The 12,971-nt window shown below is 61.9% G+C and carries 12 protein-coding genes; 7 read left to right on the top strand and 5 right to left on the bottom strand.

Annotated elements, in window-relative coordinates; all coding sequences use genetic code 11:
• Positions 1-30: 30 nt before the first annotated feature.
• On the top strand, positions 31-1,818 hold the full coding sequence (locus tag YUA_RS0138755) for an adenylate/guanylate cyclase domain-containing protein (RefSeq protein WP_027535454.1): 1,788 nt from the start codon (positions 31-33) through the stop codon (positions 1,816-1,818).
• A 1,887-nt stretch (positions 1,819-3,705) separates the two neighbouring features.
• On the opposite strand, the gene YUA_RS49375 is transcribed toward YUA_RS0138755, so the two are convergent.
• From YUA_RS49375 to YUA_RS46420, 4 genes are all read right to left on the bottom strand, one after another.
• Entirely contained in the window at positions 3,706-4,236 is a 531-nt protein-coding gene (locus YUA_RS49375) for a nucleotidyl transferase AbiEii/AbiGii toxin family protein (RefSeq protein WP_245285371.1), read from the bottom strand.
• A 112-nt stretch (positions 4,237-4,348) separates the two neighbouring features.
• Positions 4,349-4,939: a DUF6088 family protein gene (locus YUA_RS49370; RefSeq protein ID WP_084293146.1), complete on the bottom strand. Its 591-nt coding sequence runs from the start codon at positions 4,937-4,939 to the stop codon at positions 4,349-4,351.
• A 651-nt stretch (positions 4,940-5,590) separates the two neighbouring features.
• Positions 5,591-6,262, bottom strand: coding sequence for a 4-carboxy-4-hydroxy-2-oxoadipate aldolase/oxaloacetate decarboxylase (locus YUA_RS0138730; protein ID WP_027535452.1), 672 nt, complete (start codon positions 6,260-6,262; stop codon positions 5,591-5,593).
• Positions 6,263-6,358: 96 nt separating this feature from the next.
• Positions 6,359-7,345, bottom strand: coding sequence for a LysR substrate-binding domain-containing protein (locus tag YUA_RS46420; RefSeq protein ID WP_051383618.1), 987 nt, complete (start codon positions 7,343-7,345; stop codon positions 6,359-6,361).
• A 186-nt stretch (positions 7,346-7,531) separates the two neighbouring features.
• On the opposite strand from YUA_RS46420, the gene YUA_RS0138720 reads away from it, so the two are divergent.
• Genes YUA_RS0138720 through YUA_RS47345 form a run of 6 tightly spaced genes read left to right on the top strand, consistent with a single transcriptional unit; the run spans position 7,532 to position 12,209 of the window.
• Positions 7,532-8,287 carry an SDR family oxidoreductase gene (locus YUA_RS0138720; RefSeq protein ID WP_027535451.1) on the top strand — a complete coding sequence of 252 codons (756 nt, stop codon included), beginning with the start codon at positions 7,532-7,534 and terminating at the stop codon, positions 8,285-8,287.
• A 50-nt stretch (positions 8,288-8,337) separates the two neighbouring features.
• Positions 8,338-8,796 (top strand): acetyl-CoA carboxylase biotin carboxyl carrier protein subunit, encoded by a 459-nt coding sequence (locus tag YUA_RS0138715; protein WP_027535450.1) that lies wholly within the window; start codon positions 8,338-8,340, stop codon positions 8,794-8,796.
• On the top strand, positions 8,796-10,151 hold the full coding sequence (gene accC / locus YUA_RS0138710) for an acetyl-CoA carboxylase biotin carboxylase subunit (protein WP_027535449.1): 1,356 nt from the start codon (positions 8,796-8,798) through the stop codon (positions 10,149-10,151). The genes YUA_RS0138715 and accC overlap by 1 nt, the downstream gene beginning before the upstream one ends.
• The gene (pxpB, locus tag YUA_RS0138705) at positions 10,148-10,810 is read left to right on the top strand and encodes a 5-oxoprolinase subunit PxpB (protein ID WP_027535448.1); all 663 of its coding nucleotides are present in this window, start codon (positions 10,148-10,150) and stop codon (positions 10,808-10,810) included. Before accC ends, pxpB begins: the two co-directional genes overlap by 4 nt.
• Positions 10,807-11,784 carry a biotin-dependent carboxyltransferase family protein gene (locus tag YUA_RS0138700; protein ID WP_027535447.1) on the top strand — a complete coding sequence of 326 codons (978 nt, stop codon included), beginning with the start codon at positions 10,807-10,809 and terminating at the stop codon, positions 11,782-11,784. Before pxpB ends, YUA_RS0138700 begins: the two co-directional genes overlap by 4 nt.
• Positions 11,775-12,209, top strand: coding sequence for an acetyl-CoA carboxylase biotin carboxyl carrier protein subunit (locus tag YUA_RS47345; RefSeq protein WP_051383616.1), 435 nt, complete (start codon positions 11,775-11,777; stop codon positions 12,207-12,209). Before YUA_RS0138700 ends, YUA_RS47345 begins: the two co-directional genes overlap by 10 nt.
• Here the strand turns inward: YUA_RS47345 and YUA_RS0138690 are convergent.
• Entirely contained in the window at positions 12,202-12,969 is a 768-nt protein-coding gene (locus YUA_RS0138690) for a LamB/YcsF family protein (protein ID WP_027535446.1), read from the bottom strand. The two genes, YUA_RS47345 and YUA_RS0138690, sit on opposite strands and share 8 nt — an antisense overlap.
• Between the last annotated feature and the right edge of the window lie 2 nt (positions 12,970-12,971).

Below are 12,971 nucleotides of genomic sequence, written 5' to 3'. Positions count from 1 at the left end.
ACCTACTACGCTGGGATCGGAGCGCACCATATGGCCGAGGCGCGGGTCGAACGCCGGCTTGCTGCCATCCTCGCAGCCGATGTCGCGGGCTACTCGCGCCTGATGGGCGCTGATGAGGTCGGCACGCTGGCCGCCTTGAAGGCGCACCGCCGCGAGGTCATCGATCCCGCCATCTCCCAACATCACGGGCGGATCGTCAAGACCACCGGCGACGGCATGCTCGTCGAGTTCGCAAGCGCGGTCGACGCCATAACCTGCGCGGTTGCGGTTCAGGAGAAAATGGCGGACCGAATAGCCAGTGGAGCTGGGCCATGCATCCTGTTTCGGGTCGGAATAAACGTTGGCGATATTATCATCGATAGCGACGACATTTTTGGTGACGGCGTCAACGTCGCGGCGCGGGTTGAGAACGAGTGTGAACCGGGCGGCGTGTGCCTGTCCGGCAGCGCTTTCGAGCAGGTCAGAGGCAAGACCAGCTTCGCATTCGATGATCTCGGTGAAAGATCGCTCAAAAACATAGATCGCCCGGTGCGGCTTTATGCGCTGCGTTCGGCGGTGTCGTCCACAGCTACAGGCACCAAGGCGCCCGCCCAAGCTGCCAAGCCACTCCCGCTGCCCGACAAGCCCTCCATCGCCGTCCTGCCGTTCCAAAACATGAGTGGTAGCCCCGAACAGGAATACTTTGCGGACGGCATGGTCGAGGACATCATCACGGCGCTATCTCGTTTCGGAGCGCTGTTCGTGATCGCGCGCAATTCTAGCTTCACCTACAAGGGTAAGGCCGTCGACATCAAGCAAGTGGGGCGCGAACTTGGGGTGCGCTATGTGCTGGAAGGGAGTGTTCGCAAAGCAGCAAACCGAGTGCGTATTACTGGACAGCTCATTGACGCAACCACAGGCTCGCACCTCTGGGCTGACCGTTTCGACGGTACGCTTGACGACGTCTTCGATCTTCAAGACCAGGTAACCGTCAGCGTAGTCAGCGCGATTGCGCCGAAGTTGGAGCAGGTGGAGATCGAACGCGCCAAACGCAAGCCGATCGAAAGCCTTGATGCTTACGATCTTTACCTTCGTGCTTTGTCCCAAGTCCATAGAATGACGCCGGAAACACTGACGGAGGCAATTTCGCTCGCCAAAAGGGCACTGCAACTTGATCCCTCATATGCAGCGGCAGCGGGATTAGCAGCTTGGTGCCGCGGCATACAAAGAGGTCAGGGCTGGGTTCTCCCGACCGGGCCGGAGGACGAGGACGGCATCCGCCTTGCCAAGCTAGCGATTGAGTTTGGGACCAATGATCCCGATGCTCTCTGGATGGCGGCCTATCTGTTGTGCGTCGTGGGCGATCAGACGGCCGCGCTCTCCGCGCTGGATCGTGCTCTTGCGCTCAATGTAAATTCGGCCCACGCTTGGGGCACTAAAGCCCTATGCCAGTCCCTTCGCGGCGCTGCTCATGCGATGGTTGCTGTCGAAGCTGGCAATCGCGCAATCCGGCTCAGTCCGCTCGATCCACTGTGCTACCTCTATAAGTTCTCAGTCGCGTTGGCATATCTGGGTGCTCGCCAATTCCAAGGTGCCGAGGGTTGGATCGACGACGCGCTGCGCGAGCAACCGAAATTCCATGCTTCATTTCGGGTCAAAGTCTCTCTTTGCGGGCTTCTCGGCAAGAATGAGGAGGCCCGAGACTGGTTGGGTCGGCTCCTCGATCTTCAACCCGGCCTGACGATTGCCGCATGGGCGGCTCACGCAGGAACCTTTCTCGCCCCGGAGACGAAGGCACTGATGATCGTCGGTCTGCGCCAGGCCGGTTTGCCGGAATGACCAGCCAAAGGTACTCGCCCGCGCCGACGAGGTGATCGAATAATCGGGCAAATATTGCGCTGCATGAGTCCGCTTCTGGCGGCCCGTAGCGGACCTCGGTCTTCGACGCCGTGATGTCTGCTTTCAGAGGTGGACCAGACTCGTGCCGGAATTATGAGTACAGGCCCTAGATCATTAGATCATTCTGTATATTCCTTTAAGTAACGTGGAATCGACCCTATGGGATTTTCCACACCCACGAGCCCAAGTAGCTCTTGCGGCTTCGTAGCCACTACCAATCGACAATTTGACTCTGGCCGGCGCCGCCCGTTTCGATGGCGCAATGACCAAAGCAGAGAACCGAGCAGCCTCGAAGGCTTGGCATGAGGAGCACATGCGCCAGCGTGCTGCGGAAACGCGGGCTGATGCTGTTAAGGCTGAACTCGCTGAGTTGGACCGGCTCCGCAGATATTCCTCCAAAGCAGGCTTGGCCACACGCGGCCGATGATTGACGCGATCGACGACTATGTCGGGCAAATTACCGGCGACCAGACCGCGCTGCATGCTAAGTCGTCCAGCATCGGCTCGGCCAAGCGCTGATGACCTGGTCCCGTGACTTCGACACAAAACTTGGCACAAGTGCGCCAAGCTAACGCGCTAGGGTTTTACGTTCTCCCCTCGGGGCTGGTAGGCCGCCGTCTGCGCTTCATTTAAGCGGGCGCCGTTTTTGCTTCTGGAAAATAATGCTGAACAGCAAAATTTGGCCGCTGGAATCGCCAGCGGCCACTCCGGGAGAATATTTAGGGAAAGCAATTTACCCAGCCCCGGCGCAATCGGATCATTGCGCTGAGTCTCCCCAGTGTGGAGTCCAAAATCGTGTTCCGACGTGCGGAACATGATCGGCGTTACCCGTTAAGCACAAGGGGGCCTGACATTTCTTCACCCGAGCCCCCGCTAGGTTTCAACGAGAACCGGCCCGCCGCCATACGCGCGTTAGACGACAGGCCGTTCCGGGTGGATGGCGTGAAAGTATCGCGCCACAGACCAGCTTACCTAACGTGTTCGTTGGAGTGACGTTCCTACAACTTCAGAAACCCAAAATCAGCGAATACGCGAGAACTGTAAAAAAGACACCTAATGCAACTGTAGCGATTTTGAAAACGAGGACTCAGCCAAGCTGTACCTCCGTGTTTTGCAAATCGCGTGAATCTTACGCCTTCCGATTCAAGTTGCAAGCAACCGGGTGTTGCCTCAGTTTAGCGGCGCTGGCCTTTGCGGACGCTTCGCTCACGAAGCAGAAAGTTGGTGTTCAGAAAATTGCGAAAGCATTGAGGCGGACGCCGGGAGCGACACCCGCTAAGGCGTTTGTTTTGGGCGTGTCGCTCAGCACACTATAGTCGCGCTACTGCTAATCTAGCAAGTCGTCAGGCTCGCCCTCTTTCACCCACGCGACTTTGCCTGCGTCTGCAGGCGTCATACCCATAGATCCGAGACACAAGCGCAGCAGTCCCATAGCCTGCACGCCGACGTCCTCACCAGAAGCGAGGCGAGCGCTGACCACGCTGGCGATCTCAACCAATCCGCGGTGGGGAGTAATTGAGCCAGGGCGCCTCGGTTTCGAAGGTGCACCACGCGGTGGCCTGCGTTTCGTTCATCCACTTTGGCGGGTCTTCCGAGTGGTGCAGCGGTCGGTTCGTTGCGTCGCTTGTGACGCTCCGGATGGATAAGGTGGCGGCCTTCGATAAGGGCGCGAGCTTTCGGAACCCTAGGTTTTGGCAAGTTTGTCCCAACTTCTGAATCAGAGATTCGCGTGAAAGTGTATGGACCCGGTCTTTGGCAGTCAAAGCTGCAGACATCTGATGGGGTACGGGGGGCACCGTCGAAACAATGCTCGCCCACGTCCGCCGGTCAGACTAAGCAAAGATCCAAGCGTGGAGGCCTCATGCGGCCCGTTTTCGGCCTGGCAGTGGGAAATTCGAGAGTTTCAAGATACTGGGCGGCGTCGCAAACCACGTCATGAAGCTCGCTCGGCTCACCTGTGGATCTTGCGCCGAATTCAAGCATGATGGCGGGGCTCACATAGCCGTTGCCTGTCTCCAAGGGAGCGAATCTGACGAAGATTTTGTCACCGTCGGCTTCCGCCTTTGCAGTCAGGTTGTCGTTTTCCAGACACCGATTGATAACGGCAAGCGCCTCTTGTTTCACCCAGACTGGAAGTCGCTCCCGGACCTGGTCGCTCCATTTTTTGCCTTGACTGCGCGTCCGAGGGACGGGATTGCTCTCGCTTGTTTTCACGAGATCAGGGGCTATTGCCCGAATATCGTAGGTAAGATCGACGTCTTCTGAGAAGCGGCGAATTGCGCCGTACACCTTGGAAAGGGACGTTCCGCCCTTGAAAACGAGGTGCTTTCCCAGTGGAGACGAAAAAAGTGCGTTCAAGCACCAACAACCCAGACATCTTTCTCAAAGAAGGTGCGCGGGGCGTCCGGAATTGGAGGCAGCAACTCCGAGCGCCTCTCGGCGCTCGGAGTTAGACAGATTCAAGAACTTGTCAGACACGCAGTTCGCTTACGGGCTTGGCAAGCCAAGTCGGCAACGAAGAAGCCGCGGACTTAAGTTCACTCACTTCGGTTGGAGTCAGTTTCTGACTGACGGACCGCAATGCACGTTCTGCCGTCTGGGGACCGACCCACGCAAGCGCACGCACCACCTCGCCTGCACGACGGTTGGCCAGGGTAAGCTGCCAACGCGGCGCATGCTTGAACTGGACAACTTGCTTGCCGAGGTGGAGTTCGCGCGAAGGACCGGAGGTCAGATAAACCTGACGAACAGGTACCTGCGTTGTCAAACCAAGGTGGTTGGCCGCCGCCGCGCCGCTGGAGACGATGATTTCACCGCTACGAGCCTTGGCCTCCTCAACGACCTTTTCCACCGACGGAGCTCTCACCCCGAAACGGCTTTCGACCGGACGCAGATATAGCCCTCGCCTCGCGCGCAGGAGTTTTCCTCGCTCGGCAAGACGCGAAAGGGCCTGATCCACGGCGGCACGCTTTCCAAGGTGCAAAAAGGCTTTGGCAGCAATGGGTGCGCCTTCGGGCAGTTCTTTGGTGAATTCCAAAATCCGGGTGCCTAGTGGGGGCATGGCTCTCACTCCAGTCCAGTGTCAGAAACATAGGGGAACTTCTGACACCCTACAAGCGCTGGATATTAAAAGATTTCCGAAGTAGATTCAAACACTTGCCGAATTAGGTCCGCTTCGGTGCTTTTGAGGACTTCCTTTCGAGGCTGCTCCCATACCTCGGATGCCGCTAGAGGGGTCAACGCGGGACCCGCTTTCTAGGGTCATCCGCTCGCAGCCCTTCAGCGCTTGTCGTACGCGTGCGGAGGCTCGAGCCCGACAAGCCCCTTAGGCACCCAGGATAGCCGGTCATCGCCCCTCCAAGAAGACTGCCCGTTTTCGATCCGCGAAGACTTCAAGTTCAGAACGCGAAAACAAAGCAAACGCGGTCGACGCCGTCGCTTATCTGCCCGCCCCCCATCTGACGGCCAAGACATTTGACGCGTACGTATTCTTTGGAGGCAGACGATGGAAGCCCTCTGTTATCCACCATCGACCGAGCCGATGAATACGGAGATGCAATCCTTGCTGTCGACTGCGACGGAGGCGACGTCGGTGAGCTGCCAGCCATCCTGTAGCTTCGCCCAATTGTCGACGACGCGGTACCGATGCTCGCCCGAGCCGAGAATGGCTGCCAGGTCTTCCCGTTATTGCGCGCCTGCGGCGCGTGCCCCCTCAGGCGAAGGTGCAGCCCTTGGACTCCAGCACCTTGCCGATGCCGGAGAGTTCGAGGATATCACCGCCGGCCTTGAGCGCCTTCATCACGCCGGCTTCCTTCTCCTCACGTGCCGCCGACTTGACGCAGACGTCGGCGATGTTCTCCTTCGGCACGATCACGACGCCGTCGTCATCGGCACTCACGATATCGCCGGGGCGGACGGCGATGCCGCCGATGACGATCGGCTGATTGATGGTGCCGAGCGTCTCCTTGACGGTGCCTTTCATACAGAGGCCGTAGGAGAAGACGTTGAAGCCGGTGTCGCGCACCGCAAGACCATCGCGAACGCCGGCATCAGTGACCAGCCCGACGATGCCCTTGGCGACGCAGGCCGTCGCCAGCACCTCGCCGAAGCCGCCCTGCTCGGGATGATCGCCCGCGCTCACCACGAGCACATCGCCGGGCTTGGCCAGCGAAATCGCCGTGATCAGCATCATGTTGTCGGCTGGATGGCAGCTCACCGTCAGCGCCGGTCCGCAGGCGCGCATCCCGGAATAGATCGGCTTGATGCGGGACGTCAGCGCGCCCAATCGCCCCTGCGCCTCGTGAAGGGTGGACGGAGGAAACTTCTTGATGCGCTCGACAAGCTCGGCAGAGGGCCGATCGAATGTCCTGATCACATGCACCATGATAACCTCCTTGCGGTCGCGGTCTCCGTTACACCTCCATAACCAACCGCCTTGGCGCGGCAAATTCAGATTTTGGGATTGCCGCATCGTGTTTCGTTATGGCTCGTCCTTCGGCCCATCCACGGACGACGTTGGGGCGCCCACGGCGATGGTAGCCGAGCCGGGGTAGACATCGAACGGTCCCCAGGTCTTGACGATGATCTCGAGCAATATCTTGTAGACAGCGAACGCGGCATCGGACAACGCAGCGCTATCTGAAATGCACAACGACATCTGTTGCGAGGCCGACGGCGCATTGATCCGCCGAATGCAGAGTTCGTCGACGTTCGGCAATTCCTTTGCGATCGACATGGGCAGCACTGCCGCCCCCACTCCGGCTGCAATCGCCGAAGATAGGGTCGATTGGGAATGGATCTCGGCAACGATGCGCGGGCGGAGTCCCACCTCGGCGCAGACGCGCTCGACCGTTTGTCGCAGGAAGGATTCCCGATATGGAAGAAGCAGGTCGAATTGCGCGACCTCCGTCGCCGATACTTCCTCCGGAGGCATCTGCTCCGGATACATGCCGCGGGGCGCGACAAGATAAAAGTACTCGCGCATCAGCGGCTTGTAATCGAGACCGGTCACCGGGCGTTCGCCGTAGAGGACGGCCATGTCCATGCTCCCCTTCAGCATCATCTCGCTGAGCATGACCCCCGAGCTGTCGTAGATGTGCGGCACGATGCCGGGATAGCGTTCACGCAGCTGCATCAGTAGCGGGGTCGCGAGCAATGCCGCCGAGCTGAGCGGGGCCAGGCCGATCGTGACATTGCCGGTCAATTCCGGCTTGCTGTCCAGAATGGTGCGCCTGGCCTCTTCGATCTGCCGCTGGATCGACTTGGCATAGCGGTAGAGGATTCGTCCTGCTTCGGTGGGCTTGACCCCGCGGGCACTGCGATCGAGCAGCTTGCACTTGAAGTCCGCCTCGAGGCTCGCGATATGCTGGCTCAGCGCCGGCTGCGCGACATTCAGCACCTTCGCCGCGCTCGTCATGCTGCCGAGATCCACGACCTTGATGAAGGCCTCCAAACGTTTCGTATCCAATACGGCGTCTCCGGATATCCAGCCAGGGAGCAATGCAGCAGCGATAGGCTGAAGCTATGGGATCAGAAGGAATTGTTCTTACCACCGGGAACCTGAGGGGCCTATAGCTAGTGCTGAACTCGTCCTCCGCTCGCGTTACAGCCGACGCCACCAGCGGGTCGGACGGTAGCAGAGGAGCCCTCGCGGATGGGATTTTCGGATTATCGGACGGCCTTGGTGACGGGCGCGTCCTCGGGGATTGGGGCCGCGACGGTTCGGCGTCTGACTGCGGAAGGTCTCCAGGTTCACGCCGTGGCACGCGACGCCGCTCGCTTGAGCGCCTTGGCCGCGGAGACCGGATGCCGCCCCCACGCCGCCGACATCAGCGACCTCGACGCGCTTGACGCCCTGGCGAAGTCGGCCGAGTTCGATGTCCTGGTCAACAATGCCGGCCAGTCCCGGCGCGGCAACATCCTGGATACCACGCCGGAGGATATTGACGCGCTCATCGACGTCAATCTGCGCGCGGTCCTGCACCTGACGCGGCTGGTCGTGCCGGGCATGGCAAGTCGCGACCGCGGCCATATCGTCAACATCTCTTCGATTGCCGGCCATTACGCCTTCGCCGGCGGAAATACCGTGTATCACGCCACCAAAGCCGGCATTCACTCCCTGTCGCAGCAATTGCGCGTCGATCTCTACGGAACCAGGGTCCGCGTCACCGAGATATCGCCGGCACGGGTCGAGACCGAGGTCTTCGGACGGCTGCTGGGCGATCTGGCTGAAGCCAAGCGCCGCTTCTTCGACGACTATGATGCTCTCCAGCCCGAAGACATCGCCAATTCGATCGGATTTGCGATTGGATCGCCGGCGCGCATGAACGTCGCCTTCATGGAGGTACTGCCGACCCAGCAAGTCGTCGGCGGCCTCAATTTCGCGCAGAAGAGCGGGCGGCCCGGCTGAGCAATGCGTGGCGCCCCGAACGCGATAGGCCGTCAACGCGGAGCGTGACCGTGGATTTCACCAGGATCGAACAACTCGTGGATCTGGTTGCCCGCTCGTCCATCGCGGAGCTGGACCTGACGCAAGACGGAACCCGCATCCGCATCCTCAAGCGCCCGTCTGCGGAAGCGCCGCCGGCCCCGGCTCGCCCTGCCGGCGGAAGCGATCCGCAAACTCCTTCCGCCGCTCATAAGGATGGCCCAGCGCCCGGCGCCCCCGCCGATATCGTCGTCTCCGCGCCGATGCACGGCGTGTTCTACCGGTCTGCAGCGCCGGACGAGCCACCGCTGGTCGAGGTCGGCGCGAGGATCGAGGCCGGGCAAAAGATATGCATCATCGAGGCGATGAAGACCTTCATCGACATCGCCGCCGAGACGTCCGGTGTCCTGCTTGCGGTCCTTGCCGAGAACGGTGACGAGATCGCAGCGGGGCAAGCGCTGTTCCGGATCGGTCCTGCGGGTTCATCCTGATGTTCGACAAGGTCCTGATTGCCAACCGTGGCGAGATCGCGCTCCGAATCCAGCGTGCCTGTCGGGCCATGGGTCTCAAGACCGTCGTCATCCACTCGGAAGCGGACAGCGACGCGCGCTATGTCGCGCTCGCCGATCAGGCGCTCTGCATCGGACCGGCTCCGGCGAACAGCACCTATCTCAACGTCGCGGCGATCCTGCTCGCGGCCGAGGTCAGCGGCGCTCAGGCGATCCACCCGGGTTACGGGTTTCTCTCCGAAAGCGCGGAGTTCGCCGATCGGGTCGCGCGCGCCAATCTCACCTTCATCGGCCCTCCCGCGGAGTGCATCCGGACCATGGGCGACAAGATTGCCGCCAAGCGCGCGATGCGGCTGGCGGGTGTGCCTTGCGTACCCGGGCCGGATAGCGCCCTGCCGGATGATCCGGCGGAGGTGCGCGCGATCGCGCGGAACATCGGATATCCCGTGATCATCAAGGCCGCCGGCGGTGGCGGCGGCCGCGGCATGCGGATCGTGCGCAAGGAAGACGCGCTGGACGAGGCGCTTGCGCTAACGCGCGCGGAAGCCAGCAAGGCTTTCGGGAACGCTGCGGTCTATATCGAGAAATTCCTCGAGAAGCCGCGTCATATCGAGATTCAGGTGCTGTGCGATCAGCACGACAACCACCTCTGGCTCGGTGACCGCGACTGCTCGCTCCAGCGCAGGAACCAGAAAGTCGTCGAGGAAGCTCCCGCGCCGGGCATCGATCGCGCACTGATCCAGCAGGTCGGCTCGAGCTGCGTCGAAGCCTGCCGGCGGATCGGCTATCGCGGCGCCGGCACGTTCGAGTTCCTCTACGAGAACGGGCAGTTCTTCTTCATCGAGATGAACACGCGCGTCCAGGTCGAGCATCCCGTCACCGAGATGACGACGGGTATCGACATCGTCAAGGAACAGATTCGCATTGCGCGCGGCGAGCACCTGGGGATCGCGCAAGGCGACATCGCGCCTGTCGGCCATGCCGTCGAATTCCGCATCAATGCCGAAGACCCCGCCACGTTCACGCCCTCGCCCGGCACGGTGACGCGCTGGGACGTGCCCGGCGGCATCGGCATTCGCGTCGACTCCCATATCGCGGCGGGCGCCACCGTTCCGCGCCACTATGACTCCCTGGTCGGCAAGCTGATCGCCCACGGCAGCACCCGCGAGGAGGCTCTGGCCCGCGCGCGCGTCGCCTTGTCCGAACTGCGCGCCGAAGGCATCCGGACCAACGTGCCCTTGCACCAGGCGATCCTTTCAGACCCGACGTTCTGCCGTGGCGGCTTCGATATCCACCATCTCGAACATTGGATGAATGCGAAGGTGGCCGCACAATGACGGTGCCCGACCGGCCGCGGATCAGCCTGCTCGGCACATCGGCTCTCCTGTTCGAGGCCCCCGGGGCATTCGACGTGGCGCACCAGCGGCGCATCTGGACACTGGCCGCCACGGCATCGAAATGGCCTGACATCCGCGAAGCCGTTCCCGGCATCACCAACCTGATGCTGACCTTCGAAACGCCTCCTCGCCAACTCGACGCCCTGATCTCCGCTCTCAACGACGGCTGGGATACGGCGGAAGGCCTCGCCATCGGCGGTCGCCAGATCAGGCTGCCGGTCACCTATGGCGGCGAGATCGGATCGCAGCTCCAGTCCGTCGCCGATCATTGCAGCCTGTCCATCGATGACGTTGTGGCGATCCATGCCGCGCCGCTCTACACGGTGTTCGCGCTGGGTAGCCATCCCGGCTATTGCTACCTTGGCGGCATGGATCCGCGCATCACCGTGCCGCGACGACAGACACCATTGCAACGCTCCGCGGGCGGCTCGGTTTCGATCGGCGGGTCGCAGACCGGCGTCTCCGCCTCGCCCGGCCCCAGCGGCTGGCACGCTATCGGACACACGAGCTGGACTTTCTTCGACCCATCCTGGCCAATGCCGGCCGCGCTCGCGCCGGGCGATACGGTCCGTTTCGAGATCGAGCGGGTGATCCGTTGATCGAGATCCTGTCAGTCACGGGTCCCGCAAGCATCCAGGATCTCGGGCGCTTCGACCAGTACCGCTTCGGGGTTGGCACGTCGGGTGCGATGGACGATGTCGCGCTGCGCGCCGGCAACATCCTGCTCGGCAATGACGAGAATGCCGCCGCCGTCGAAATCCCGATGATGCCGTTCAGGGTCCGCTTCGATCGGAACATCGCTTTTGCGCTCACCGGCGCCGCCGTCGCGGCCGAGATCGCAGGACGCGCCATTCCGCCGTGGTGGCGCTCGTATGCGCGCGCCGGAGATATTCTGAACATCAAGGCGATGTCTCACGGCGCACGAAGCTACCTGGCCGTCAGCGGCGGCATCGACGTGCCGATGGTGCTGGGCTCGCGCAGCACACAGTTTCGCGGCGAGTTCGGCGGCTTGCACGGACGGCCGCTGCGGGTGGGCGACATCCTGCCCTGCGCTGCGTCCACCGCTGCCATTGGCGAGCTCGGGATCGAGCCCGCCGGCATCACGCTGGCACGGCCGAACGCTGCTGCGGACGAGACCATCGTCAGGGTCATCGTTGCCGGTGAATATGACGCGTTCGACGCCACGGCGCAGGACTTGTTCTGGTCCAGCAGCTGGACAATCACGCCCCAAAGCAATCGCTACGGCTACCGCCTGCAAGGCCCCGCAGTGAAGCCGAAAGAGCCGGTCGAAAAGCGCTCGCACGGCATCGTTCCGGGTGTTATCCAGATGCCCCCCAACGGACAGCCCATCATCCAGATGCGAGATGCGCAGACATCCGGCGGCTATCCGAAGATCGCGACCGTGATCGGGGCCGACCTGTGGCGCGTCGGGCAGGCGCGGCTCGGCGGCAAGCTGCGGTTCGAGCAGACCGCCTACAGCGATGCGCTTGCAGCCGAAGACGAGATGTCGGCCTATCTCGACCGGCTAAGAGCCAACATGCGTCTTGTCGAGGAGACCCGAACATGCCGATAGAGACAACCGATATCGCGCGCCTGGCGCAGATCCTCGAAAACTCCGGTGTCGACACGATCGAGATCGAGGAGCCGGGACTGACCCTGAAGCTCGTTGTGGACACGAGGCCCCGGATCGCAGCGTCTGCATCGCCTGCGGCCGCAACCGCCCCCGCCGCAGATCATTTCGTCACGGCGAAAGCCGATGTCGCAGGACATTTCCGTGCGGCTCATCCCTGGCAGGACAAGCCGTTCGTCGCGCCCGGCCAGCGCATCGAGGCTGGCGCGATGCTCGGCCTGGTGAAGATCGGGCTATTGTATGCACCCGTCGTTGCGCCCACGGCGGGCATCGTCGATGCCGTGATCGCGGAAAACGGCGCCATGGTCGGCTACGGCACTCCGATCGTGCGCATCCTTCCGCACGCGCCAAGCAACCCGCTCAATTGAGCAGTACAGTTGCAGGCGTGACTTCGCCGCCGCCCTGTTTGATCACGCGGCGAACTGTGCGGGCGAGATTGACGGATCCAGGCGTGTCGCTGTGGATCAGGATCGAGCGGGCCTCGATCTTGATCGACTTGCCTTCGATGGTCTTCACGGTTCCGCTATCCAGGAACCGCTTGACCCGCTCAGCCACCGCTTCCTGCGAGGTGATGACGGAATTGGGAAGCTTGCGGGAGACCAGATGGGCGTTCTCGTCATACGCCCGATCGGCCAGGAACAACGTCAGGACGCGCAAGCCGACCCCGCGCGCGGCGCGCACGATCTCGGCGTCGGGCTGCGAGAACACGATGAAATCGCGGTTGATGGTCGCGATCGCGCGCGCGACGACATCAGCTATGTCGGGGTCCGCGTTGACCATATTGCCCATCGCGGCGTGGAAGCTGACATGGGTCACGCGATGGCCGGCATTGGCCGCGATCGCCTGCAAGGCGCCGATCTGATAGACCATATGCTTCTCGAGTTCGGCGGCATCCATCTGGATCGCGCGGCGGCCAAATCCAAGCAGGTCGGGCAGGCCCGGATGGGCGCCGACCTCGACTCCCTTCCGCTTTGCCAAGCGGACCATGCGATCCATGATCATGGGATCGCCGGCGTGGAAACCGCACGCCACGTTGGCGGACGAGACGATGCCCATCAGCGCCTCGTCGTCGCAGATGCGATAGTTGCCGAAGCCTTCGCCCATGTCCGAATTGATGCCGACTTTCATGT

Origin of the sequence: Bradyrhizobium sp. WSM3983 (assembly GCF_000473045.1) — a bacterium.
GTDB lineage: Bacteria > Pseudomonadota > Alphaproteobacteria > Rhizobiales > Xanthobacteraceae > Bradyrhizobium.
The sequence above is the reverse complement of the archived record's forward strand: the minus strand, read 5'-3'. Positions and strand labels throughout refer to the sequence as shown.

Coding starts and splice junctions, on each gene's coding strand:
- YUA_RS49370 (WP_084293146.1), bottom strand. CDS start 4,939: ATGCCCCCACTAGGCACCCGGATTTTGGAATTCACCAAAGAACTGCCC.
- YUA_RS0138755 (WP_027535454.1), top strand. CDS start 31: ATGGCCGAGGCGCGGGTCGAACGCCGGCTTGCTGCCATCCTCGCAGCC.
- pxpB (WP_027535448.1), top strand. CDS start 10,148: ATGACGGTGCCCGACCGGCCGCGGATCAGCCTGCTCGGCACATCGGCT.
- accC (WP_027535449.1), top strand. CDS start 8,796: ATGTTCGACAAGGTCCTGATTGCCAACCGTGGCGAGATCGCGCTCCGA.
- YUA_RS47345 (WP_051383616.1), top strand. CDS start 11,775: ATGCCGATAGAGACAACCGATATCGCGCGCCTGGCGCAGATCCTCGAA.
- YUA_RS0138690 (WP_027535446.1), bottom strand. CDS start 12,969: ATGAAAGTCGGCATCAATTCGGACATGGGCGAAGGCTTCGGCAACTAT.
- YUA_RS0138730 (WP_027535452.1), bottom strand. CDS start 6,262: ATGGTGCATGTGATCAGGACATTCGATCGGCCCTCTGCCGAGCTTGTC.
- YUA_RS0138720 (WP_027535451.1), top strand. CDS start 7,532: ATGGGATTTTCGGATTATCGGACGGCCTTGGTGACGGGCGCGTCCTCG.